Origin of the sequence: Paraburkholderia panacisoli (assembly GCF_008369935.1) — a bacterium.
Taxonomy (GTDB): domain Bacteria; phylum Pseudomonadota; class Gammaproteobacteria; order Burkholderiales; family Burkholderiaceae; genus Paraburkholderia; species Paraburkholderia panacisoli.
The window spans coordinates 70405-94106 of record NZ_VTUZ01000018.1 but is presented as its reverse complement, the minus strand read 5'-3'; the positions used below and the strand labels follow the sequence as shown (position 1 = coordinate 94106).

General features: G+C 62.9%; 21 protein-coding genes. 9 read left to right on the top strand and 12 right to left on the bottom strand.

Annotated features, from left to right (window positions below):
• Positions 1-65: 65 nt before the first annotated feature.
• Positions 66-1205, bottom strand: a complete 1140-nt coding sequence (locus FVF58_RS25475; protein ID WP_149672597.1) for an ABC transporter ATP-binding protein — start codon at positions 1203-1205, stop codon at positions 66-68.
• A 204-nt stretch (positions 1206-1409) separates the two neighbouring features.
• On the opposite strand from FVF58_RS25475, the gene FVF58_RS25470 reads away from it, so the two are divergent.
• Positions 1410-2426, top strand: a complete 1017-nt coding sequence (locus FVF58_RS25470; protein ID WP_149672596.1) for a LacI family DNA-binding transcriptional regulator — start codon at positions 1410-1412, stop codon at positions 2424-2426.
• Between the two features lie 25 nt (positions 2427-2451).
• Here the strand turns inward: FVF58_RS25470 and FVF58_RS25465 are convergent, their stop codons facing one another.
• From FVF58_RS25465 to FVF58_RS25440, 6 genes are read right to left on the bottom strand one after another with little or no spacing between them, the layout of a single operon-like run.
• Positions 2452-3177, bottom strand: a complete 726-nt coding sequence (locus FVF58_RS25465) for a haloacid dehalogenase type II (RefSeq protein ID WP_149672595.1) — start codon at positions 3175-3177, stop codon at positions 2452-2454.
• A 26-nt stretch (positions 3178-3203) separates the two neighbouring features.
• Positions 3204-4157, bottom strand: coding sequence for an amidohydrolase family protein (locus tag FVF58_RS25460; protein WP_149672594.1), 954 nt, complete (start codon positions 4155-4157; stop codon positions 3204-3206).
• 4 nt (positions 4158-4161) lie between these two features.
• On the bottom strand, positions 4162-5163 hold the full coding sequence (locus FVF58_RS25455; protein ID WP_188130927.1) for a 4-hydroxythreonine-4-phosphate dehydrogenase PdxA: 1002 nt from the start codon (positions 5161-5163) through the stop codon (positions 4162-4164).
• Between the two features lie 43 nt (positions 5164-5206).
• Complete coding sequence (locus tag FVF58_RS25450) at positions 5207-6520, bottom strand: MFS transporter (RefSeq protein ID WP_149672593.1); 1314 nt, start codon at positions 6518-6520, stop codon at positions 5207-5209.
• A 48-nt stretch (positions 6521-6568) separates the two neighbouring features.
• A complete protein-coding gene (locus FVF58_RS25445; RefSeq protein WP_149672592.1) occupies positions 6569-7744 on the bottom strand; it encodes an L-rhamnonate dehydratase in 1176 nt (391 codons plus the stop codon).
• Positions 7745-7768: 24 nt separating this feature from the next.
• Positions 7769-9106 (bottom strand): MFS transporter, encoded by a 1338-nt coding sequence (locus FVF58_RS25440; RefSeq protein ID WP_149672591.1) that lies wholly within the window; start codon positions 9104-9106, stop codon positions 7769-7771.
• Positions 9107-9246: 140 nt separating this feature from the next.
• Here FVF58_RS25440 and FVF58_RS25435 point away from each other — a divergent pair, with 140 nt between their 5' ends.
• Positions 9247-10170 carry a LysR family transcriptional regulator gene (locus FVF58_RS25435; protein ID WP_149672590.1) on the top strand — a complete coding sequence of 308 codons (924 nt, stop codon included), beginning with the start codon at positions 9247-9249 and terminating at the stop codon, positions 10168-10170.
• Between the two features lie 21 nt (positions 10171-10191).
• Here the strand turns inward: FVF58_RS25435 and FVF58_RS25430 are convergent, their stop codons facing one another.
• On the bottom strand, positions 10192-11508 hold the full coding sequence (locus FVF58_RS25430; protein ID WP_246217198.1) for an MFS transporter: 1317 nt from the start codon (positions 11506-11508) through the stop codon (positions 10192-10194).
• A gap of 222 nt (positions 11509-11730) precedes the next feature.
• Here FVF58_RS25430 and FVF58_RS25425 point away from each other — a divergent pair, with 222 nt between their 5' ends.
• From FVF58_RS25425 to FVF58_RS25400, 6 genes are all read left to right on the top strand, one after another.
• Positions 11731-12630, top strand: a complete 900-nt coding sequence (locus FVF58_RS25425) for a LysR family transcriptional regulator (RefSeq protein ID WP_149672589.1) — start codon at positions 11731-11733, stop codon at positions 12628-12630.
• 125 nt (positions 12631-12755) lie between these two features.
• Positions 12756-14078 (top strand): MFS transporter, encoded by a 1323-nt coding sequence (locus tag FVF58_RS25420; protein WP_149672588.1) that lies wholly within the window; start codon positions 12756-12758, stop codon positions 14076-14078.
• Between the two features lie 61 nt (positions 14079-14139).
• Positions 14140-15180 carry an amidohydrolase family protein gene (locus FVF58_RS25415; RefSeq protein WP_149672587.1) on the top strand — a complete coding sequence of 347 codons (1041 nt, stop codon included), beginning with the start codon at positions 14140-14142 and terminating at the stop codon, positions 15178-15180.
• The gene (locus FVF58_RS25410) at positions 15177-15857 is read left to right on the top strand and encodes an RraA family protein (RefSeq protein WP_149672586.1); all 681 of its coding nucleotides are present in this window, start codon (positions 15177-15179) and stop codon (positions 15855-15857) included. The genes FVF58_RS25415 and FVF58_RS25410 overlap by 4 nt, the downstream gene beginning before the upstream one ends.
• 11 nt (positions 15858-15868) lie before the next feature.
• Positions 15869-16267 (top strand): hypothetical protein, encoded by a 399-nt coding sequence (locus FVF58_RS25405; RefSeq protein WP_149672585.1) that lies wholly within the window; start codon positions 15869-15871, stop codon positions 16265-16267.
• 49 nt (positions 16268-16316) lie between these two features.
• Entirely contained in the window at positions 16317-17249 is a 933-nt protein-coding gene (locus FVF58_RS25400; RefSeq protein WP_246217197.1) for a DMT family transporter, read from the top strand.
• 9 nt (positions 17250-17258) lie between these two features.
• On the opposite strand, the gene FVF58_RS25395 is transcribed toward FVF58_RS25400, so the two are convergent.
• From FVF58_RS25395 to FVF58_RS25380, 4 genes are all read right to left on the bottom strand, one after another.
• Entirely contained in the window at positions 17259-17582 is a 324-nt protein-coding gene (locus FVF58_RS25395) for a hypothetical protein (protein WP_149672584.1), read from the bottom strand.
• 72 nt (positions 17583-17654) lie between these two features.
• Positions 17655-18716, bottom strand: a complete 1062-nt coding sequence (locus FVF58_RS25390) for a sugar-transfer associated ATP-grasp domain-containing protein (protein ID WP_149672669.1) — start codon at positions 18714-18716, stop codon at positions 17655-17657.
• A 158-nt stretch (positions 18717-18874) separates the two neighbouring features.
• On the bottom strand, positions 18875-20257 hold the full coding sequence (locus tag FVF58_RS25385) for an undecaprenyl-phosphate glucose phosphotransferase (protein ID WP_149672583.1): 1383 nt from the start codon (positions 20255-20257) through the stop codon (positions 18875-18877).
• A gap of 41 nt (positions 20258-20298) precedes the next feature.
• The gene (locus FVF58_RS25380) at positions 20299-21813 is read right to left on the bottom strand and encodes a mannose-1-phosphate guanylyltransferase/mannose-6-phosphate isomerase (protein WP_149672582.1); all 1515 of its coding nucleotides are present in this window, start codon (positions 21811-21813) and stop codon (positions 20299-20301) included.
• Between the two features lie 618 nt (positions 21814-22431).
• Here FVF58_RS25380 and FVF58_RS25375 point away from each other — a divergent pair.
• On the top strand, positions 22432-23682 hold the full coding sequence (locus tag FVF58_RS25375) for an O-antigen ligase family protein (RefSeq protein WP_149672581.1): 1251 nt from the start codon (positions 22432-22434) through the stop codon (positions 23680-23682).
• Positions 23683-23702 lie beyond the last annotated feature (20 nt).

Sequence of the window (23702 nt, the reverse complement as noted above, 5' to 3'; positions counted from 1 at the left end):
ACCCGCTCTGTGGCGGAATTCGGTTTGGTGAACCCGGCGGCGCCTCGTCCGGCACCTGACTGCTTTCAGGCGGCCACGCGTTCGGGTTCGAACATGCTCCGCCGCAAGGCGATACCTTGCGCGTCGAACAGATGGCATGCGGACGGCGGAACGTGAATGCGGATGCGCTCGCCCGAGCCGATCGGCGTATCGCCGGGCGCCTTTGCGATCAGCGTGCCGCTCGCGTGGTCCGCGTGAATATAGCTGTGCTCGCCGAGGCGCTCCGAGAGCACCGTCGTGCACTGGACGAACTGCTCGTCGCCGTCGAGCCGCAAATGCTCCGGCCGCACGCCGAGCGTGACCGGCTGGCCGCGCTGCAGGCGCTGGCCGTCGACGTGGGCAGTCAGCTTCTCGCCGCTTTGCGCGAGCGACACCGTCACGCTGCCAGGCTCGATCGATTCGACCGTCGCGTCGATGAAGTTCATTCGCGGCGAGCCGATGAAGCCCGCCACGAAGCGCGACTTCGGATGGTGATACAGCTCGAGCGGCGCGCCGGTCTGCGCGATGCTGCCGTAGCGCTCGGCGTCCGCGCCGGCGTGCAGCAGCACGATACGGTCGGCGAGCGTCATCGCTTCGACCTGGTCGTGGGTCACGTAGACCACGCTCGCATTCGCAAAGCGCTGATGCAGACGCGCGATTTCGACGCGCGTTTGCCCGCGCAGCGCGGCGTCGAGATTCGACAGCGGTTCGTCGAACAGGAACACGCCCGGCTCGCGCACGATGGCCCGTCCAATCGCGACACGCTGCCGCTGCCCGCCCGACAGCGCTTTCGGATGGCGCTCCAGCAAGCTCTCCAGTTGCAGGATGCGCGCGGCTTCGCGCACCTTGAGCTCGATCACGTCCTTCGGCTGCTTCGCGAGCTTCAGGCCGAACGCCATGTTGTCGAACACGGTCATGTGCGGGAACAGCGCGTAGCTCTGGAACACCATCGCCACGCCGCGCTGAGCGGAGGGCACGTCGTTGACGAGCCGTCCGCCGATGTGCAGCTCGCCCTCGCTCAAATCTTCGAGACCCGCGATCATCCGCAGCAAGGTGGACTTGCCGCAGCCCGACGGCCCCAGAAAGACGCAGAACTCGTGCTGAGCGATCTCCAGATTGACGCGCCGGATCACCGGCGGATGATCACCATATGACTTCTGTACATCCGCGAGACGAATGGTCGCCATGCTGCCTCCGTTGGATTTAACCGCTTAAATTTTTTGCAAAAATAAACGGCCAGCCCTTGTGCGGCAGGCATTTAATCGCTTAAATTCGAGTTTGAAGGGAACAGTCATGGTGGGTGTCTCCGCTGTGTTTTCCAGAAACTTATCAATGTCGCAGATGGCTTGCAACATTTGAATCGCATTCCCTAAATATGGGATAACTCGAAAATGGTCACGCTGTCCGAAGTGGCGAAGCGCGCGCACGTTACCGCCGCCACCGTCTCCAACGTGCTGCGCAATCGCGAGAAAGTCCGCCCGGAAACGGCCGAACGCGTGCTGCAGGCGATCGCCGATCTCGGCTACCGGCCCAATCTGAACGCGCGCGCCTTGGCCGAGGGACGGTCGTCGACACTCGCGCTGATGTTGTCGAACATCTCGAACCCGTTCTACCCCGAGTTCGTGCTGGCCGCCGAGCGCGCCGCGCGCAAAACCGGCCACTTCCTGATGGTTTGCAATACCGACGACGACGCCGAGATTGGCCGCGCGTATCTGAACCAGATCGCGGGCACATTGGCCGACGGCGTGCTCGTGATGAACACGGACATCACGATCAACGATCTGTGCGCATCGGCCACGCATAGCGCGCCGATTTTGCTGGCGATGTGGGAGCACCCGGAGTCGCCGCCCGCGCTGCCGTGCATCGCGGTGGACTTCGCGCATGCGGGCGAGTTGGCCGCGCGGCATCTGCTCGAACTCGGCCATCGCGAGATTGGTCTGTTGATCGGTGACGGTTGCGGCGGCTTGCAGGATGCGCGCTCGAACGGCTTTCGCGCGGCGATGCGCGCGGCCGGCATCGAAGCGGATGCCGCAGCCGTGCTGCAGATTCGCGACTCGATCGACGCCGGCTACGCCGCGTGCATGCAGTTGATGGCGAACCGGCCGCACCTGAGCGCGATCTTCGCGACCAACGACCTGCTCGCGATCGGCGCTGCGCAGGCGTTGATCACGCTTGGCCGCGCGGTGCCGGACGATGTGTCGGTGATCGGCATCACCGACATTCAACTCGCGCATCAGGTGCACCCTGCCCTCACGACGGTGGCGATCCAGACGGCGGCGGTCGCGGAGTTATCGATCGAGAGTCTGATCCGCTTGATCCAGACGCCCGAGCAGCAGCCGTCGATGGTGCTCGGGCCGTTGCCTGAACTGATCGTGCGCGCATCGACGGGGCCGCGGCGGGGGCGCTGACGCTTATCGATCTCGATGCGCCGCGTCACTTCCGCTGCAACGCGACCTGATGCGCCGTCACGAGATCGGCCATGCTGTTGAACCGGAAGTCGAACTTGGGCTGCGAGCCCGGATTCATCGTCGCGCCAAAGCCCTGCTTCGCGTGCCGGCGATAAATCCAGCACGACGCAAGACCGAATTCGTTCGCGGGCTTGTGATCGTGAAAGAGGCTCTCGGCGGTGTGCAGGATCTTTTCCTTGCCGATGCCCCGCTCGCCGAGCTTCTCCAGCATGTACTCGAAATTGCGCGGCGACGGCTTGTATGAACCGACATCTTCGGCCGTGATGATCGCGTCGAATTCCACTTGCAGCTTTGCGTTGCTATGGCTGAAGCTTTCGTTATCGACGTTCGACAGAATGACAAGCTTGTAGTGCTGCTTCAGGTAGTGCAAGGCCTGCGCCGAGTCGTCGAACGCAGGCCAGTTGCGGATGGACTTGCCATACGCAGCACAGTCCGCGAGCGTGTACGGCACCCGCCATTCTTCGGCGAGACGCTTGTAGACGATAGGCAGCAGTTCCTGGTAACGCAGATGCGGCGTGTACTTCTGCTGCGACGACTCATGCCGCGCATGGGCTTCGAGCACCAGGTCACGCGTGAGCGGCGGGTCGACGCGTTCCAGCAGCGGCCGCAAGCCTTCGAACATGCCGCTCTCCCAATCGATCAAAGTCCCATAGCAGTCGAAAGTCAACGTATCGAAGTCGGTCAGTTGCATACGGATCTCCTCATCGGACTACAGACTTACAGACGATAAAGCGCAACCGCGTTGTCGTGAAAGAGCGCGAGGCGCTCGCGCGGCAAGCGCCCGGCGACCATCTGTTTGAAGCCTGAAAACAGTGCGTCGAGCGACACGACCACGCTGTCCACCGGGAAGTTGCTCGCCAACATGCAACGCTCGATGCCGAAGATAGTCAGCGCATCGCGCACGATCGGCCCGTTGCGTTCCACGCTCCAGCGTACACCCGGCTCGCCGATTCCCGAAATCTTCAGATGCACGTTGGGGCACCCGGCCAGCATGGCCAGCGCGTCGCGCCAACCGCGCAAACCTGCGTCGCTGCGATCGGCGGGCAAGCCGGTATGGTTGACGATCATCGTCACGCCGGGAAAATCGCGCGCCAGTTCCGCCGCTTCGGCAAAGTGCCACCACGGCGTCTGCAGCTCGAACATCAGATCCGTTTGCGCAAGCAGCGCATAGCCTTCGCGCCAGCGGTCGCAACGCATCGAACCCGGCGCTGCGAACGACGCGGTATGCGCTTCGCGCGGCACCGCCTTCGGCTTGTGGCGCACGCTGCGCACGAGCGGCGTCGAGTGGAACTCGCGCAACACGAGCGCCACGTCCGCGCGGTCGAGCCAGATCTGTCCGACGACGGCATTCGGGAAACCACAACGTTCGTTCAGCGCCGTGGCCCAGCGCGCTTCGCCGCTCGGATCGCGCGGGTCCCACTCGCCTTCCATCATCACGGTGCCGACCACCTTGTGCGGCGCGGCCAGTGCGAAGTAGTCGTCGGGCAGGAAGTCGCGGCAGATCGCTTCGTAGTCGCCGTAGCGGAACGCAATGCGCGGCCGGTCGCATAGCCACGGATGATAGTTATGCGTCAGGTCCCAGAAGTGATGATGCGCGTCGACGATAGGCAGATCGGCGTCGTCACCGCTCGCGAGGAAGCGCTCGCGCATCGTGTCGATGGCGCTCGTCATGCGTTCAGCCCACGCGGTCCATCGCCATCCGCGTGACGATGTCGAACGCCTTCTGGGTCGCGCCGACGTCGGCCTGGCCCCGCCCGTGGATGTCGAACGCGGTGCCGTGCGCGGGCGTCGCGATCGGGATCGGCAAGCCGCCGTGCACGGTGACGCCGCGCCAGAATCCCATCAGCTTCATCGCGATCTGACCTTGATCGTGATACATCGTGACCACGCCGTCGAACGCCTTCTGGTCGCGCGCCCGCACGAAGATCGTGTCGGCGGGGAACGGTCCCTGCGCGTCGTAGCCGAGCTTGCACGCCGCTTCGACAGCAGGCGCGATCACGTCGATCTCTTCGCGTCCGAACGCACCGTTGTCGCCGTTGTGCGGATTGAAGCCGCACACCGCGATGCGCGGCGCCGGGTTGCCGGCGCGCTTCAGGCCGTCGTGAATCAGTTGCACCGCGCCGACGATCCGCTGCTCCGACAATTTCTCGCTGACATCCTTCAGCGCGATATGCGACGTGACGCGCGAGGTCCACAGTTCGTCGAGCACGTTGAACTCGCAGAAGCTGCCCGTGTAGTCGAGTTGCCGGGCGAACCATTCCATTTCGTCGCCGGTTTCCATGCCGGCCATATGTAGCGAGGTCTTGTTGACCGGCGCGAACAGCATGCCCTGCGTGACGTTGTTTTGCGTGAGCGCGAGCGCCTCTTTGAACGCTTCAAGGCTATAGCGGCCGCCGCGCTCTGTAGACGTCGCACGCTCATAAGGGTGGTCATCGGGCAAGCGGAAATCGATCAGCGACGGCACCCCTCTTTGCCGAAACGCGGCGTCCGCGTTGTCGACGACCTGGTACTCGAAGCGCTGATCCGCGATCTCCATCCCGGTCTCCAGCTCGCGCCGGTCGGCGATGATCAGAAGCTCGGCGCGCGCGCGGTTATCTGCCCGCGCGAGCAAACGCGCGATCAGTTCGGGGCCGATGCCGGCCGGGTCGCCGAGAAGCACTGCAATGCGTGGTTTCATGTTGCTAATCCTGTTGTGAGTCGATGCATCAGGCAATGCGAATTCAAAAGGTACGGCGCAGATCGATCGCGACCGAGCCGATGATATAAACCAGCGCGCACGCGCTGTAAAAATGCAGGACCACGTCGAACGAACCGGTGCGTTGCAGCACGAAGCCCGTGATCAGCGGAATCGAAATACCGCCGACGCTGCCCGCGCAATTCATCAGCGCGCCGAGCAGTCCGACGCGGCGCGGCGGCGCAAGCAGAGACGGCAGACTCCAGTAGAGGCTTCCCCACATCAGGAAGAATGCCGCGACACACAGCACGGCGACGGCCTCGAGCGCCGACGAGATCTCCGGCAACGCGGCCAGCACGGCGAGCGTCGTCAGGCCGGACACGACGATCATCCCCTTCACGACCTTGCCGCGCGGCCAGCCGCGATGGCACAACGCGTCGCACAGAAAGCCCCCTGCCAGCGAGCCGAGCGCGCCACACAGAAAGATGAAGAACGTCGATGTGCCGATCTGCTGCAAGCTCAGACCGCGCGCCTGCGTCAGATAGCTTGGCCCCCACGTGAGCAGGCCGAAGAAGATCATCGCCCAGCTCATGCGGCCGACGCACATCGCGAGCGTCGAGCGCAGCGGCAGCTTCGCGCCGGTCCCGCCTTGCAACGCGGCGCTCGCGAGCGACGCGCCGCTCTCGCAAATGTGCTCCAGCTCCGCCGCATTCACGCCCGGATGCCGCGCGGGATTGTCGCGAAGATAATGCCAGGCGAGCCAGCCGCAGGCAATCGTCGTCAACCCTGCCACGATGAACGCCATGCGCCACGAGCCGAACGCGAGAATCAGGTTGGAGATCGCGAGGCCGCCGATCGCGGCGCCGAGCGGCGAGCCCGCATCCATCAGCACCGCGCCGCGCGCACGCTCATGTCGCGACAGCCACAACGCGTTGAGCTTGCTGCCCGCGGGAAACAGCGGCGCTTCCGCACCGCCGAGACCCACGCGCAACAACAACAGGGAAAGACCGCCCGACGCGACGCCCAGCAAGGTCTGGAACACACCCCACAGCAGCGTGGCGCCCGCCACCACCCGGCGCGGACCGAAGCGGTCGATCAGCCAGCCGCCCGGAATCTGCAACAGCGCATACGACCAGAAGAAGCTGCTCAGAATGAGCCCCTGCATCGATGGCGACAGTGCGAACTCACGGGCGATGGTCGGCATCGCGATCGACAGCGAGATCCGGTCGACCAGATTGATCAGCGTGATCAGAAACACGACGCCGAAAATCCGCCAGCGCACGCTGCTCGCCCGCTGCGCAAGCGTGTGGTCGAGCGCCGGATTGGGCGGCGGCTCGCGTGCTTCGAGATGCGTCTGCATGGCTGTCTCCTGCCTGTCGCCGGACGGCGGCCCGGGTGGCGATACGTGTTACTCGATAATGTTGAAATCGGCGAGATGCTTGTCGCTCAGCGTGATGCCGAGGCCCGGCGTGTCGTCGGAAAGTTGCAGGTAGCCTTTCTCGGGACGCGGCTCGCCTTCGAAGATGTAGTAGAACAGTTCGTTGCCCACTTCCACGTCGAACACCGGGAAGAACTCGGACATCGGGCTCGCGGTGCTCGCCATCGTCAGATGGTAGTTGTGCATCTGCCCGGCGTGCGGAATCACCGGCACCGACCAGGCTTCGGCCATCGCGTTGATCTTGCGCGCCGCCGTGATGCCGCCGACCCGGTTCGTGTCGTACTGGATCACGTCGAGCGCGCGGCGTTCGAGCAGATCCTTGAAGCCGTAGCTGGTGAACTCATGCTCGCCGCCGGAAACGGGGATGATGTTCATCTTCTTCAGCTCCTGATAACCCTCGACGTCGTCGCCGATCACCGGCTCTTCGATCCAGCGCGGATTGAATTCGGCCAGACGCGGCAGCATCCGGCGGGCGTATTCGAGCGTCCAGCCCATATAGCATTCGAGCATGATGTCGACCTCGTCACCGACCAGCTCGCGCAACAGGCGCACCTGTTCGAGATTCTTCGCCATGCCCTTCGGGCCATCCTTCGGACCGTAGCCGAAGCGCATCTTCATCGCGGTGAAGCCGTCTTCCAGATAGCCCTGCGCCTCGCCGAGGAACGCATCGCGGTCGTCGTTGTTGTAGAGCTTCGACGCGTAGCACCAGATCTTTTCCTTGGTGCGGCCGCCGAGCAGTTTGAACACCGGCTTCTTGACCGCCTTGCCCATGATGTCCCACAGCGCGATGTCGATCGCCGAGATCGCCGCCATGCCGATGCCCTTGCGGCCCCACGCGAGCGTGCGGCGATACATCTTCTGCCAGATGTACTCGTTGTCGAACGGGTCTTCGCCGATCGCGATCGGCGCGAGATATTCGTCGATGATCTGCTTGGCGATACGCGGCGCGAGCGCGCAATTGCCGATGCCGACCGTGCCGTCGTCGCATTCGATTTCCACCACCAGCCAGCCGTGGAAACGGAATGAGCCCATCGCATCGCCGCGCTCGTAAAGAATGTCCACCGCGTTCGTGCAGAAATGCGCCTGCGGCGGCACGACCTTGCCTTTCCATTCAAAGACGCGCGTGCGGATATGCTTGATTTTCATGGTCGATGATTCCTTGAAACAGAGTTAATGGCCCGGGCGTTCGCCGAGCGGGACGGGACGATGCGAGACAGACGTGGATGTGCGGGCAGCGCGCCGGAACGTGAGCAGCAACGCCGCGCCGATCAGACCGACCGCCGACAGCGACAGCATCCCCGCTTGCGGCGAGCCGGTCAGGTGCTCGGCCAGGCCCTTCAGATTGGGCGCGACGAAGCCGCCGAGATTGCCGATCGAATTGATCAGCGCGATCCCGCCGGCGGCTGCGGCGCCGCCGAGATAACCGGTCGGCAGCGTCCAGAAGAGCGGCTGCACGGAGACGAAGCCGATCGCGGCGACGCAGAATGCAGCGAGCGCCAGCGTGACCGATGAGGTGAGCGCGCTCGCGGCGATGCCGAGCGCCGCGAGCGCGAGCATCGCCGCCGCCCAGGTCCGATGATGGCCGTGGCGATCCGCAAAGCGAGTCACGCAGAAAGTGCCGATAATCGCCGCGATCCATGGAATGGCGGTCAGCAGACCCACCTTGGTGCCGACGTGGCCGCCCGTGAGTCCGGCGATGCGCGTCGGCAGATAGAACACCACGCCATACACGCTCATCTGAACCGCGAAGTAGATCAATGCGCAGAACAGCACGCGCGAGTCGCGCAACGCGGCGAGCACCGAAGCCGGACCATGCGCGAGCTTGTGCTCGTCCTCCTCGCGCAACGCGCGGTCCAGCGCTTCACGCTGCGTGGCGTCGAGCCAGGCGGCTTTGGCGGGCCGGTCGGTCAGATAGAAGTACGCGACGACACCCACCACCGACGCCGCGAGACCTTCGACGACGAACAGCCACTGCCAAGGCTGCATGCCGAACGGATTGCCCGTGTCGAGCAGCACACCCGAGACCGGGCTGCCGAGCAGCAGCGCGAGGGGGAAGCCGAAATAGAACACGCCCATCGTCTGCGAGCGCGTTTTGGCCGGAAACCAGTTGGACAGGAACAGAATGATGCCGGGGAAGAAACCCGCTTCGGCGATGCCGAGCAGCGTGCGCAGCAGGTAGAAGCTCGTCGCGTCGTGGACCAGCGCGGTACATGCGGACACGATGCCCCACGTGACCATGATGCGGCTCATCCACACGCGCGCGCCGAAGCGGTACATCAGCAGATTGCTCGGCACTTCGAACACGGCGTAGCCGACGAAAAAGATGCCCGCGCCGAACGCGAATGCCGCGTCGCTCAAGCCCGTGTCGGCTTGCAGCACGTTCTTCGCAAAGCCGACGTTCGCGCGGTCGATGAACGCCAGCACGTACATCAGAACAAGAAAGGGCAACAGTCTCGTGCGCGCTTTCGCAATCGCGCTGTCTAGCGCCGCGCCGGCGGTCGTCGTCATGCTTCGTCTCCTGGATTTTTTGATCGACGCGCCGGAAAGTGCGATCCGCCTGTCGTTCGATAGCCGCTAGTGTGCGAAACTATCCAATAACTGACCACTGAATAAATCGAATCAGCTGATTCCCTGGAGTTATCGCTCACATGATCGCGCCCGCTTCCACCATTCGCAAACGTCTGCGTCTGCGTCATCTGCAACTGATGGTCGCGCTCTCGGAGACCGAATCATTGCGGCGCGCCGCCGACGACCTGGCGATGACCCAGCCCGCGGCCACCAAAGCCTTGCAGGAACTCGAAGACACGATCGGCGTATCGCTGTTCGTGCGGCACGCGCGCGGCATGGAGCCGACCGTGTTCGGCGAGGCGGTGATGCGCTATGCACGCGTGGTGTTCGAAGATCTCGACGAGTTGCGTGAAGAGCTGGCCGGCATCGAGGCCGGCGACATCGGCAAGGTGCGCATCGGCGCAGTGATGGCGCCGTCGCCCGAATTGCTCACGCACACCATCGTCAAGTTGAAGGAAGCGCATCCGCGCCTGCAGATGGCGGTGACGATAGACACCAGCGACGTGCTCGTGCAGTCGTTGCAGCAGGACCAGCTGGATATCGTGATCGGCCGGATTCCGGATGGCTTTCCGGCGCTCGACCTGAGCTTCGAGACCTTGTCGGAAGAGGCGTTGTCGATCGTCGTGCGCCCGGATCATCCGGCCGCGCGGGCCAGCGCGCGGCCGAAGCTGGCGGAGCTTGCGCTCTATCCGTGGATCATTCAGCCGCATCCGAGTCCGATGCGCCAGGTCATCGACCAGACCTTCCGTGAGTCGCGGGTTGCGCCGCCGGTCAGCACCGTCGAGACCTCGTCGATCCTGACCACGTTGTCCTTGCTGCGCGACTCGGACATGCTTGCGGTATTGCCCAGTTCGGTCGCGCAGTACTACGTCGCGCTCGAAGCGATTGCCGCGGTGTCCACGCCGCTGCGCGGACGGCTCGCGCCCTACGGGTTGATTTTGCGCAAGAACCGGCGCATCACGCCGGCCACGCAACTGGTGATCGATTCGATTCGCGCGGCGTGAGCCGCGCGTCGGCGAGCGGGTTCAACGGGCCGAACGCTCGGCGAACTCGAGCTCGCCGCCATTGCCGACATCCGCCGATACGGCCGCAGCGTCGAGCGGAATATCCGGCCGCATGAAGAAGGTCGCGACGATACCCACCGCGAGCAGGCCGAGCGAACCGGCGAACGGCAGCGTCCAGCTGCCCGTGCGATCCACCACGAGGCCGAACACGATCGGCGTGAAAATCCCCGCCACGGCCGAGCCCGCATTCACCAACCCGCTTGCCACACCCACGTGCTTCGGCGTGATGTCCATCGGCACGGCCCAGATCGGTCCGATCGTCATTTCGAGGAAGAAGAACGACAGGCTCATGCAGGCCGCCATCACCGGCAACGACTTCACCACCATCACGGGAGCGAGAAACACCAGCGCGCCGAGAAAGGCTCCGATGATCACGTTGCGCCGCGCCGCCACGACATTGCGGGTGCGCTTGAGCACGCGGTCGCTGAGCACGCCGCCCGCCGTATTGCCGACCACGCCGGAAAGAAACACGCCGGCCGAAAACATCGCCGAGCTTTTCAGGTCGAGACCGCGGCCGTGCATGAAGAAGGTCGGCAGCCAGGTGAAGAAGAGCCAGCCGGTCCATCCATAGCAGAAGTACACCAGCATGGTCGGCCCGATGCGTTTGAGCAAGCGCCGCCACGGTGTCGGCTCGCGCGTTTTCTCGACCACCACCTTGCCGGCCGGCGGCAACTGCGCTTCTTCCTGCGCGGTCATATGGCGATGCTTGCGCGGGTTGTCGGTGAAATACCATGCGTAGACCACGACCCACACGAATGTCAACGCGCCGACCACGAGGAACGACGCACGCCACGACGAATACGCGACCAGCAACGCGACGAACGGCGGTGTGACCGCATTGCCGAGCCGTGAAAACGAATGCGTGAGCCCTTGCACGAAGCCGCGTTTGCTGGACGGAAACCAGTTGGTCAACGCGCGGGCCTGGGCCGGCAAAGCTGCCCCTTCGCCAATGCCGAGCAGCATGCGCGCGCAGAACAGCGACACGATGCCGCCCGCGAGACCGGTGGCGACCGTCGCGACGATCCAGATGCTTGCGCAGGTGACGAGCGTGAGCTTCGCGCCGAACCGGTCGCTGACCCAGCCGCCGATCACCTGGCAGATGGCGTACGTATACGCGAAGGCCGCGAACACGAGACCCACGTGGGTGTTGCTCAGATGCAGGTCGTCACGGATCAGACCGGCCGCGGCCGAGAGGTTGACGCGATCGAGATACATGATGAACGACATCGCGCACATGATCGCGAGAATCGTCCGGCTGACTTTGGGTCGTTGAAACATTGTCTCCTCCGTATTTTCACCTCGCTACCCGGCTGACCCGGGCGCGGGCTGGCTGATGCGCCTACCCGGGCTCAGGCGAACGCGGCGCTCAGTTTTGTGCGGACATTATCTGGACCCCGGCGATAATTGACCAATGAATTGTTTCGATACTGCGATCACTCGTGGTTATCGCTGCGCGGGCAATCGGCTATGCTTTTCCTTCTGGAGATCAGGACCACCGAAATGAACCTCAGGGCCTTACAATGCTTCGTGATTCTCGCGGAGGAACTCAATTTCAGCCGCGCCGCCGAGCGCCTGCATATCGCGCAACCCGCGCTGAGCCAGCAGATCCGCTCGCTCGAAGAGCGGCTCGGCACACAACTGGTCGACCGCGCGAGACGTCCGCTGATCCTGACCGAAGCCGGCCACTACCTGCGCACCGAAGCGCGTCAGATACTCAACTCGCTGGACCAGGCCGCGCTCGCCGCCCAGCAAATCGGCGTCGGCCGGCGGGGCTGGCTGAGCATCGGCTTCACGCGCTCGTCGATGTACAGCGTGTTGCCGCCCGCGCTCAAGGCGTTTCACAAAGCGTTCCCGCAGGTCGAACTCAAGCTCTTCGAGATGCTCACCGAGGAGCAGACCGATGCGCTGCGCGACATGCGCATTCACATCGGCATCGGCAGGCAGCCGTTGACGGTGGAAGGCTGCACGTCCTATTCATTGCTGCGCGAGCGCGTCATGGTCGCGCTCGAAGCCGGTCACCCGCTGGCGCAGCGCAAGAGCGTGCGGATCCAGGATCTCGCCGATATTCCATTGATTCTGTATCCTAAACATCAGAACGCGCAGTTCAAACGCTCGGTGCAGTCGCTCTATCGGGATGCGGGTGTCACCCCGTTCGTCGCGCACGAAGCTTACGAAATCCAGACGGCGATCGCGCTGGTGGCGGCGGGCCTCGGCGTGACGTTCGTCGGCGAATCGGTGGCGCGCCACGGGCGCACCGATGTCGCGTTCCGTCATCTGACGGGCCCAGGCTCGTCGTATCGTTCAACGCTCGCGGCCACTTTCCGTACCGACGACGCGTCGCCGCATCTGCGAGCTTTTCTTGAGTGCCTGCCCGCGCCGCTGAAAGACGCCACACTATAAGCAAAAACCTATACAAGCATAAGCAAGCGGTCTTGGACTCCTCGTGCGTGCGTTCTTATCATTAAGACGCTTACACGATAAAACGCAACGCTGGCTACGGCCGCCGCTGCATGGCAGGAGACAGCATGACCGCATTCAACGAAGCCGCCACCATGCGAAAGGTATACGGGCGCCTGATCCCGTTGCTGTTCGCCATGATGTTCATCAACTACCTCGACCGGATCAATATCGGTTTCGCCGCGCTCGACATGAACAAGCAGTTGGGCTTCAGCCCAGCCGTGTTCGGGTTTGCCGGCAGCATCTTCTTCGTCGGCTACATGCTGCTGGAAATACCCAGCAATCTGCTGCTGCATCGGGTCGGCGCGCGTCGCTGGATCGCGCGCATTCTGCTCACGTGGGGCGCAGTCGCCGCCGCCACCGCGTTCGTGTTCAACGATACAAGCTTCTACGTGCTGCGCTTTCTGCTCGGCGTGATGGAAGCAGGCTTTCTGCCGGGTATTGCCGTTTACCTGACCAAATGGTTTCCGGTCCGCTACCGGGCGCGGGCGGTCGGCGGCTATATCGTCGCCGGGTCGTTTTCCGCCGTGCTGGGCGGCCCGATCTCCACCGCGCTGATGACCTACGCGAACGGCATCCTGGGTCTGCAAGGCTGGCAGTGGATGTTCATTCTCGAGGGCATTCCCGCGATGCTGCTCGGCCTGCTGACGCTGCGCATCATGACCGAACGCCCGGCCGACGCGAACTGGCTCTCCGACGATGAAAAGCGCTGGCTCGAATCGACGCTCGCCGCCGAACGCGAGGCCATCGGCGGCCACGCTCATTTTCCGCTGCTGCGCGTGGCGAACGACATCCGCGTATGGAGTCTCGCGGGCCTGTTCGGTTGCGCGCTGGTCGGCATTTACGGGCTGTTCCTGTGGCTGCCGCAGATCGTCAAGAGTCTCGGCGAGCTGAGCAATCTCGAAGTCGGCTTTCTGTCCGCCGCGCCGCCGTTGCTCGGCGTGTTGGGCACCTTTCTGATCAGCCGCAGTTCCGACCGCACCGGCGACCGCAAGAAGCACCTCGCGTTCGTGTACGGCATGAGCGCGCTGGCGATCGCCGGCAGCGCGTATGCGCCGAATCCCGTGATCGCGTATGTGCTGCTGTGCGTGACCGGCCTGTTCATCTATGCGGGCAATCCGCTGTTCTGGAGCCTCGCGTCGTCGTTCAGGACCGGCGCGGCGGGCGCCGCGACGATCGCCCTGATCAACACCGTCGCGCAGTTCGGCGGACTGGTCGGCCCCTGGAGCATCGGCCTCGTGCGCAATGCGACCGGCAACTTCAAACTGGCCTTGCTGACGATCGCGGCGTTCCTGGTGGTCGCTACGATCATCGCGCTCGTGATGCGCGTCACGCCGGCCGAGGACGAAGCCACCTCGCTTGCCACCGGCGAAGCCGCGCCGCGAACCTGAGCATTCTGATCGAAACAGCGGGCACCGTTTACCGCACGAACACAAGAGGGTATTGCACAGCATGATCATCGACTGCCACGGTCATTACACGACTTCGCCGCCTCAGCACGAAGCCTGGCGCGCACAACAGATCGCCGCGCTGAAGAATGGCGGCACACCGCCCCCACGGCCCTTCATTGGCGACGACGAGATTCGCGAAAGCATCGAGAACGGCCAGCTGCGCATTCAGCGCGAACGCGGCACCGACCTCACGATCTTCTCGCCGCGCGCCGCCGGCATGGGCCATCATCTCGCCGGCGCCGCAGCGAACGCGATCTGGTCGGGCGAATGCAACGACCTCGTGCATCGCGTGTGCGAGCTGTTTCCGCGTAATTTCGTCGGCGTGTGCCAGTTGCCGCAAGCGCCGGGCGTGCCGCCCGCCAACTGCATCGCCGAATTGCGGCGCTGCGTCGAAGAACTCGGCTTCATCGGCTGCAATCTGAATCCCGATCCGTCCGGCGGACATTGGAGCGGCTTACCGCTCACGGACCGCTCGTGGTATCCGCTTTACGAAGCGATGGTCGAACTCGACGTTCCGGCGATGATTCACGTGTCGTCGTCGTGCAATCCGAACTTCCATGCGACGGGCGCGCACTACATCAACGGCGACACGTCCGCGTTCATGCAGTTGCTGCAGGGCGATCTGTTCGCCGACTTCCCCACCCTGCGCTTCATCATTCCGCACGGCGGCGGCGCGGTACCGTATCACTGGGGACGTTATCGCGGGCTCGCGCAAGACATGAAACGCCCGCTGCTCGAAGACCATCTGCTGAAGAACGTATTCTTCGACACCTGCGTCTATCACCTGCCGGGCGCCGAGTTGCTCGCCAAGGTCATTCCGGTCGAGAACATTCTGTTCGCGTCGGAGACGATCGGCGCGGTACAAGGCATCGATCCGCGCACCGGCCACCACTACGACGACACGCGCCGCTATATCGACGCGATCGAATGGCTCAGCGACGCGGACCGGCAACGCATCTATGAAGACAACGCATGCAGCGTATATGCGCGGCTGCCGCGTCAACTCGATCGACAATTCGCCGCACGGGGGGCAACAGTATGAATTCCGCTTCGAATCCCATCGGATGGCGCGAATACGAGTGCGCGCCGCAGGCGAGGCCGGCCACACTCGACGCGTTGCGTGAACTGGCGGTGTCGCTGCTCAGCGACAACATGGCGCGCGCGAGCGGCACGGGTGGCTTGCAACCGTATCATCGGCCGCGGCCGATGACCGGCACCGCGCTAACGGTCCGTACGCGGCCCGGCGACAATCTCGCGATTCATCGCGCGTTCGAATATTGCCGGCCCGGCGACGTGCTGGTGATCGACGGTGCGGGCGATCTCACGCAGGCGCTGATGGGCGAGATCATGGCGACCTTCGCGCAAAGTCTCGGCGTGCAGGGTCTCGTGATCGACGGCGCGATTCGCGATGTGGGCGCGCTGCGTCAGCGCGATTTTCCGGTGTACGCGCGCGGTGTCACGCATCGCGGACCCTACAAGAACGGCCCGGGCGAAATCAACGTGCCGGTCACGGTGGGCGGCATGATCGTACATCCAGGAGATATCATGGTCGGCGACGAAGACGGCGTGCTCGCGATCGCACCCGCCGACGTCGACGCGGTGATCGAAGGCGCGCGCCGCCAGCAGGCCAAGGAAGCGGCTGCGCTGGCGTCGATTGCGAACGGCGACTTCGACCGCGCATGGGTCGCTCCCCAGCGGGACCGGATGATGAACAACTGACCACAAGCCACATGGCGCAATACCTGAACGCTGCAACTTTCCTTGAACTCGCGCGCGCGGCGCAAACGCGCGCCACCGCGCCTTGCACATGCACGAAAACGCCGCTGGACGGTTGGCAATCGCAGCCGCTCTCGCTCGACGAAGCGCAATTCGAGGAAATCGGCACGCTGTTGCCGGAAGACGATCCTGAGCCGACGTTCAGCGAGTACCTGCCGGACAAGACCACCTACTGGTCGGCCGACGCGCCGATTGCACCACGCTACTTCCCGTACAACCGCTGCGCGGTCTGGCAGTGCTCGTCGTGCAGGCGTCTTTATCTGCGCTACGTCGAAGGCGGCGGGTATTTTGTCGACCGCAGAATCCGCGCGGTGCGCGCCGAGTTGATCGAGGACGTGCCGCTGCCGGAGTGATGCCGGCGCGCGCGCGGCTACTTCGCGTCATCACGCCGCACGCGGTACCATGACGGCCTTTCAGGCAACCGTCGAACCCATTCCAATGAAGTCCGCGCGCTGGGCCGGCGTATTTTTTTTGCTGGTGACAGCAACCGGCTGGGCCCTCAACTGGCCCGCGATGAAAATCTTGCTGCGCGAGTGGCCTCCTTTGTTTTCGCGCGGCGTAGCCGGTGTAACGGCGGCGTTCCTGCTGGCGATCGTCGCGCTCTGTTCGGGCGAGCCGCTTCGGGTGCCGCGCCAGTTGATGCCGCGCATGCTGCTCGCGGCCAGCACCAACGTGTTCGCGTGGATGGGCTTCTCCACGCTGTCGATGAAATGGCTGAGCGTGAGCGAAGGCGCGCTGCTCGTCTATACGATGCCGATCTGGGCAATGCTGCTCGCGTGGCCGGTGCTGTCGCGGCGGCCGTCCGCCGAAGGTTTCGTATCGCTCGCACTGGGACTCGCCGGGGTCGTCGTGCTGCTTGGCGGCCAGGGTTTCGCGTTCGACGCGGGCAAGCTCGTCGGCATTCTGTTCGCGCTGCTGGCGGCCGTGCTGTTCGCGCTCGGCACCGTCATCACGCGCACGCCGCTTCCCATTGCGCCGATCACATTGGTGGCGTGGCAAGTCGGGCTCGGTTGCGCGCCGATGATCGTGCTGGGGTTGCTGATCGAGCACCCGCACTTCGCCGCATTGAATACCGCAGGCTGGGCCGTGCTGATCTACATGACCCTCGTGCCGATGGGCGTCTGCTATCTGGCGTGGTTCGCGACGCTGCGCCACCTGCCGCCGGAGGTGGCGTCGATCGGCATGCTGCTGGTGCCGATCATGGGCATCGTCGCAGCCGCGCTGGCGCTCGGCGAGCCGCTCGGCTTCAGGGAGATCGCGGCCATGGCGCTAACCTTGAGCGGCGTGGCGCTGGCGCTGCGGCGCAAGCGTCAAGGCAAGGAGGCTGACGCCTGAGGCCGCCCGTCATTTATGGCGCCCCGCCGACACGAACTCCTTCACGCGCCGTGCTAGATTGCCCAGCACACCCGCAGGCGGATTCGCGGGCGCCTGTCTGTGCGGCATGCGCTGCAGGTCGTGCAGGTCGTCATGAAGCGCGCGCGCATGAGCTCCGGGCGAAAACGGCCATTCGATCACCACTGCTCGCAAGAGCGCCCCGCGCGGCCCTTTCTCGGCGCTGTCGATATACGCGTTGATCGCCGTCGCCTCCTGCCTCGCCGATTCGTGGGATTCGGTGGCAATAAAGTCATTCAGTCCTTCGATATGGACGCACCATAACCGTTCGCTCACGTCCCGTCTCCGTTGGGCCCTTGAAATCGCCAGCTAAATGGATAGCATCGCATGCGCCGCTGACACTCGCACTTACGATGCGGCCCTCAGCCGCTCCCAGTTCAGATCCGAGAAACACGGGCCCTGCGTGGCCTCGCTGAACTTCACGTCGTTGTGCTCGCCGTTCCACTCCAGCACCTGGACATGGCTGTCCGCATCGACCGTAACATCCCATCCCACACAGCGGGCAAACGGGATCTGCCTATGCAGTCCGAGCACGGTGGCGACGCACTGCGCAAATGCCGGAACCATGACGCCGGCAAAACGGACCTTCGAATCCGGATGCTCTGGCGTCGCGCCCCAATCGCTCAGGTAGCCTTCGCCGCACAGTTCACCGGTTGCCAGGTTGACCGGCACGCAGACTTCGTGATCGGAGCGGATATGGGTCTCTTCCGCTCTGCCCAGGCGCAGGAAACATGCTCGAACGGAAATACGGCCGGCGTCGTCCACTACCGTCGTAAAGCGCAAAGTAGCAACGGACTTGGCCGCAAAAGCATTGAACAGCCGGTGCTGAACAACGAATTTCTGGATCACGCCGTTGCCTAGCGACTTGATCGCTTCGCGATCGAAAGTGTCTTTGTCGAAGATGTAGACACCGTTGCCCTGCTTTGAGCCATCCGTCTTGAACACCACTCGATCGGAATGCTGGAATACGACGCTCTTGAGTTCGTGCTCGGGCACCACCACACATTGATCCGTGAAAAAGAGGCCGTTGGCGAAATAGGCCACGTCCGGAAACGTGTCGCCGTCGAGGATCAGCCGCGATACCGGCTTCAGATTGGATATCTTGCCGTACCAGCCTTTCATGTTCGGCACCACGACACTGCCGTAGTAGTTGTCCGGAATCCAGCCCTCCTTGAATGTTCTGCTGAATGCGGTGTAGACGCGCAGCCAGGGTGCGTAGACACTGTCGCCGAACACGTCGCACGCATAGGTGTCGGCCAGTTTCAGGTTCGCCGGGTCGGCCCTGCCGTATTTCTTCTCCAGCAATTGCAGCACTTTCCTCGCCTGGGCGCCATGCCCCCGGTGGAACTTGTATAGCGCCGCCCTCTTAACGGATCGTCTCGCTATGTTCTCAACGCCTAATAACATCATGTTTTGCCCCAACCGGTAGCCGTTTGCTCTTTTAATCGGTCCCGCGCAAACATGCCGGGCCGGATGCCGTCGCTGCTTGCAACGCATCCACCCAGCGTACTGCCTCCATAGCCAGCTACCTTCTTCCTGTACCGTATTACTGGAGCCGCGATCTAACATCAGTAAGCGTTAGGATGATGAAGCCCCTTGAATACAGTCGCGAAAATGATCTTTACGTCCAGTCTGAACGACCAGTTCCGTAAGTAATACAAATCGTGCGCCACCCGGCCTTCCATCTTTTCGATTTGGTCGGTCTCGCCGCGAAAGCCGTTGATCTGCGCCCAGCCGGTAATGCCGGGCTTGATGCGGTAGCGATGAATGTAACCGGAAACAATGTTCTGGTAGAGATCGTCGTGTTCGAGCGCGTGAGGTCGCGGGCCCACTACCGACATATCGCCGCGCAGCACGTTGAAGAATTGCGGCAGTTCATCGAGGCTCGTGCGCCGCAAGAATCCGCCGACTCTGGTGATGCGCGGATCGTTGCGCGTCGCCTGTTCGAGCACGCCAGGCTTCTGTTCGTGCAGACGCATGGTGCGGAACTTGTAGATCTGGAAGACCCGTCCGTCGGCGCCTTTACGGAATTGCTTGAAGAACACCGGGCCGCGCGAACTCAACTTCACGGCAATCGCGCAGGCCAGCAGAATCGGCGACACAGCGATCAGCGCGCTCAGCGCAAAGATCCGGTCGAACAGCTCCTTCTGCACCATTGCATTGGGCGGTAGCGGCGACGCGGCCAGATTGATCGTCGGCACGCCGAGCAGGTCGGTGATGCTGCCTTCGAACAGCGCGAGTGCGCGCACATCGGGCATGAACCGTATATTGACCAGGTCATTGCGAAACTCGTCGACCAGCCGGAGGATCGCGCGCTCTTCGGTGAGCGGCAACGCCAGCCACACTTCGCCGATTTTCTGCTCGCGAACGTAGCGGGAGAAAGCGGCATGTTCTTCAAAGACCCGCACGGGCGACGTGATCGCGGCCGAGTTGTCCGGGCGCACGTTATACAGCGCGTTGGCGCGAAAACCCGCAGCGGGCGATAGCTCCATCTTGCGAATCATCTCCTCGCAATGATCCCCGCATGCGGCCACCGCAACCTGCTGCAAATTCAGGCCGGCATGGCGAACGCGGCCCAACAGCATGTGTGTGATCAGGCGGCCGGCCATCATCGCGGCGCCTGCAATCCCGGTCCAATACACGAACCAGAGACGCGAAACAAAGTCGATCCGGTGCAGTGAGAACATCAATGCCATCGCGCAGCCCTGCACGATCAGCCAGCCCAGCGCGACCTGACTTACGAGCGCTCTTTTGGAGCGGCCGCGCCATGATGCATACACACCGAGCGCCGGAAATACCGCGAGTGCAAACGCCGCGGCGAAAGCAACGAAAGCCAAATAGAAGCTTCGCTGGGAACCCGAATCGAAGCGGATCTGGGAGGCCGCGAAAGCGCCCGCGAGGATCATCGCCACGTCGAACAATCTCGCTAACAGACCAGTAATCAATCGCATTGCAGCCCCCTGAGAGCACGCACCCGTTTGATACAACCGATTCAGCCGCAACGTCCATACTTGTCGTCAAATCTGACAATGTCGTCTTCGCCGAGATAGGTCCCCGACTGAACCTCGATGATTTGCAGCGGCACGCGGCCGGGATTCTCGAGGCGATGGCGTATCCCCAGCGGAATGTAAGTCGACTCGTTCTCGCCGAGAAGAAACTGATCTTCACCGCGCGTGACGAGCGCGGTGCCGCTCACGACAACCCAGTGTTCGGCGCGGTGATGATGCATTTGCAGCGACAGTCGCGCCCCCGGCATCACGACGATGCGTTTGACCTGGAAACGGTCGCCGTGGTCGATCGAATCGTAGAAACCCCATGGCCGGCGAACTTTTCTGTGCGCGTCGGCTTCGGGCGATTTCTCCCGCTTGATGCGCGACACCAGTCCCTTGATGTCCTGCACGTGCGAGCGGTCCGCGACGAGCACGGCATCGTCCGTCTCGATCACGATCAGATTGCTGGTGCCGACACACGCCAGCAGCCGGCCGCCTTGCGAGCGTGCGTACGTCGCGGTGGCGCCCTCGAACAGCACGCGCCCATTCGACGCGTTACCGCATTCATCCTTTTCCATCGCCTGCCAGACCGCGTCCCACGAGCCGAGATCCGACCAGCCCGCGACGAGCGGCACCACCACGCCGGCAAACGGCACGTCGGGCTTGCCTATTTGCTCCATCACCGCGTAATCGATCGAGTCCGATGGCGAGCGCAGAAATTCGGGCGCGTCCGGAACGACACATTCATCGGTCTTCCTCGCGCCACCGTAAGCCTGAACACAGGCGGCATGAATCTGCGGCGCAAGCCGCTCGATCATCGCGAGCCATACGGACGAGCGCACCACGAACATGCCGCTGTTCCACCAGTATTGGCCCGACTCCACGTATTGAGCCGCGAGTTCCGTCGCCGGCTTCTCGACGAAACGCTCGATGCGGCGCACGCCACCCTGTACCTCGCTGCCGAGCCGGATATAGCCGAAACCCGTGTCCACATGATCAGGCGGCACGCCGAGCGTGGCGATCGATCCCGATTGCGCGTAACGGGCTGCAATGTCGATCGCGTGATGCAGCGCGTTCAGATCCGCAATCACATGGTCGGCCGGCATCACGACCAGGATGGCGTCCTGTCCGTCCGCGCACGTGGCCAATGCGGCGAGCGTGAGCGCCGGTGCGGTATCGCGGCGAGCGGGCTCGACCACGATGCGCGCATTCACGCCAATTTCCCGAGCCTGTTCGTAGGTGGCGAAATAATGCTCGGCCCCGCAGACAACCACCGGGTCCGCCGCGACGTCCCACGTGCTGTTGAAACCCGCCATGCGTCCCATCGTGGCCTGTAGCAAGGTCTGATTGCCGATCACGTCGATCAGTTGCTTCGGGAACTGTTCGCGCGACACCGGCCACAGGCGAGTTCCCGATCCGCCGGCGAGAATCACTTGCACGAGCGGCGGATAATCCACCTGCGCGCTGCCGTACGAACTGATGTCCGCCTCGCCAGCAACCAACGTAGCCTTGCTCATAGAAAGTTCCTTTATATTGAAGCGAACCTGGTATGGCTCTTAGGACGTCTGCGCAAACGCGTAGCGATGTGATGCACAACGAGGCCTTCTGATGTGATTAATGAGCGGACGTTCGTTTCAGGCTGATGAAGCCAAGCGTCCAGATTGCAGCGACGGACGATGCACGCGGCGGCCGCGCATCGGGCTCGGCCAGAAACATCAACACCAACGTGAGCGGGTTGCGGCATCACGCGTAATAGCAATACGCATGTCGACCTGTGCCGACCGGCTGAGGCCACGAACGCCGTACTCGATGAGGTCAATCATAGTCAGCGTCCGCTGCAGCACAGCATTTCTGGCGCGAACCGGTGAGGTTTTGGCCGTGCTCGTCGGGCATTTTCCTTAAGCGCTTGAATGCGGCCGAATTGGCAGATTGAAAGCCGCGAGCAACTTGGAAATCAATTGCGACACGTGATACCGTTCACGTAAGCGGGCCGATAAATCCGGCCTCAAAGGTAGGACACCGATATTGTCCATTGCCGTTGCCACGCTGCCTTTCTATCTCCGATCCCATGCTGGCTTTCGCTGCGTGGACGGCTCTTCAAGCACTGTGCGCCATTCGTTTTTAATGGAGTCGCAATGGCTTACATATCGTTACTTGCCTTATTCCTGACTGTCACCAACCTGATACCGTTGAGTGCAGTGGGATTCGTACCGATCGTCTTTTGTTCATGGCGTTTTTTCGGCAGAACTTACCCTGCGTTTATTGCGCCGCTCACCCTTTTCACGCTGTTCGCCACGGTCTCCACGCTGCTCTACGACCCCCGCTCTTTCCTCGAATTCGACTTCTACCGGCGTGACGGCAACTTTTTCATCTCCTATGCGCCAATCTTTGCCGGCTGCCTGTACACGCACCGATGGGATCTGAACAAGGTGCTTCGCGCGTTCTTCGTGTTCGCCGTGATAATCAACCTGCCGGTCTACGCCTACTACATTCTTGAGAATGGCTTACTGGCCATCTTCGCGCATGCCGAAGACAGTTTCGGCAGCTACTTCATCGCGCGCAACGCGGCCGGCGGGTTCTTTGCAATGCTGTTCTGTCTGGGCGTAGCGTGCTACCTGCAAAGGCGCAGCAGGTTGGTCCTGGCGCTGCTGGCGGTCAACGCGCTGATGCTCTTCTCCACCTACAGCCGGGGCTCGTTGCTGGGCGTCGCTGTCCTGCTTCCCTACCTCTACTTTGGCCGCAAGCGCTGGATGCTGGCCACGATGATAGCCGGCATACTGGCGGCTTCGATCGGCATGGCCATTTACAATACGGAGCCGACGGTCAACTACATGGGCTACACCTTTACCATCCAGAATCAGGATGCGAAAGTCGCTAACCTGAGCATCCGCTACGAATGGTTGTGGCCGCGGGCTCTCACCTACTTCGAGCAAAGTCCGATCATCGGTCTCGGTTTCGGGTCATTCGACGACCATATCGGCAGTGTCGTCTCGTACTTCCATTTGTTCGGCGTGCCGTCGGACATCACGGTCGAACATAGCGACTCTCATGCGCACAATTCCTTCCTGAATATCCTCGCGGAACTCGGCATCGTCGGGCTCGCGCTGATGTTGAGCTTCTTCTGGAAGCTGATTGAATGGAGCAAACAGGGGGCGGCGGCCGCCGCGCTGATCGGCGGCGGGCAGAACTTCGCCGCATTCAGGTTTGTCGAGATTTCTTCAGTCTGCTTACTCGTGATGGCGGGAACCGAGCATCGGCTGGTATCACCGTCGAATGTCCTGATCCTTACTCTCGTCATTTCGCTGCTGCTCGCGGCACGCGCGGTCAGTGCGGTAGCACTCGTGCCGCAACCGCAAGAATCAGTTGCCGCTCGCCAACCCCATTAAACTGGGCGGCTGACCAACGC

Bases quoted from the DNA above. Each gene is read 5' to 3' on its own strand.
- FVF58_RS25475 (WP_149672597.1), bottom strand. From the start codon at position 1,205: ATGGCGACCATTCGTCTCGCGGATGTACAGAAGTCATATGGTGATCAT.
- FVF58_RS25470 (WP_149672596.1), top strand. From the start codon at position 1,410: ATGGTCACGCTGTCCGAAGTGGCGAAGCGCGCGCACGTTACCGCCGCC.
- FVF58_RS25465 (WP_149672595.1), bottom strand. From the start codon at position 3,177: ATGCAACTGACCGACTTCGATACGTTGACTTTCGACTGCTATGGGACT.
- FVF58_RS25460 (WP_149672594.1), bottom strand. From the start codon at position 4,157: ATGACGAGCGCCATCGACACGATGCGCGAGCGCTTCCTCGCGAGCGGT.
- FVF58_RS25455 (WP_188130927.1), bottom strand. From the start codon at position 5,163: ATGAAACCACGCATTGCAGTGCTTCTCGGCGACCCGGCCGGCATCGGC.
- FVF58_RS25450 (WP_149672593.1), bottom strand. From the start codon at position 6,520: ATGCAGACGCATCTCGAAGCACGCGAGCCGCCGCCCAATCCGGCGCTC.
- FVF58_RS25445 (WP_149672592.1), bottom strand. From the start codon at position 7,744: ATGAAAATCAAGCATATCCGCACGCGCGTCTTTGAATGGAAAGGCAAG.
- FVF58_RS25440 (WP_149672591.1), bottom strand. From the start codon at position 9,106: ATGACGACGACCGCCGGCGCGGCGCTAGACAGCGCGATTGCGAAAGCG.
- FVF58_RS25435 (WP_149672590.1), top strand. From the start codon at position 9,247: ATGATCGCGCCCGCTTCCACCATTCGCAAACGTCTGCGTCTGCGTCAT.
- FVF58_RS25430 (WP_246217198.1), bottom strand. From the start codon at position 11,508: ATGTTTCAACGACCCAAAGTCAGCCGGACGATTCTCGCGATCATGTGC.
- FVF58_RS25425 (WP_149672589.1), top strand. From the start codon at position 11,731: ATGAACCTCAGGGCCTTACAATGCTTCGTGATTCTCGCGGAGGAACTC.
- FVF58_RS25420 (WP_149672588.1), top strand. From the start codon at position 12,756: ATGACCGCATTCAACGAAGCCGCCACCATGCGAAAGGTATACGGGCGC.
- FVF58_RS25415 (WP_149672587.1), top strand. From the start codon at position 14,140: ATGATCATCGACTGCCACGGTCATTACACGACTTCGCCGCCTCAGCAC.
- FVF58_RS25410 (WP_149672586.1), top strand. From the start codon at position 15,177: ATGAATTCCGCTTCGAATCCCATCGGATGGCGCGAATACGAGTGCGCG.
- FVF58_RS25405 (WP_149672585.1), top strand. From the start codon at position 15,869: ATGGCGCAATACCTGAACGCTGCAACTTTCCTTGAACTCGCGCGCGCG.
- FVF58_RS25400 (WP_246217197.1), top strand. From the start codon at position 16,317: ATGACGGCCTTTCAGGCAACCGTCGAACCCATTCCAATGAAGTCCGCG.
- FVF58_RS25390 (WP_149672669.1), bottom strand. From the start codon at position 18,716: ATGATGTTATTAGGCGTTGAGAACATAGCGAGACGATCCGTTAAGAGG.
- FVF58_RS25385 (WP_149672583.1), bottom strand. From the start codon at position 20,257: ATGCGATTGATTACTGGTCTGTTAGCGAGATTGTTCGACGTGGCGATG.
- FVF58_RS25380 (WP_149672582.1), bottom strand. From the start codon at position 21,813: ATGAGCAAGGCTACGTTGGTTGCTGGCGAGGCGGACATCAGTTCGTAC.
- FVF58_RS25375 (WP_149672581.1), top strand. From the start codon at position 22,432: ATGGCTTACATATCGTTACTTGCCTTATTCCTGACTGTCACCAACCTG.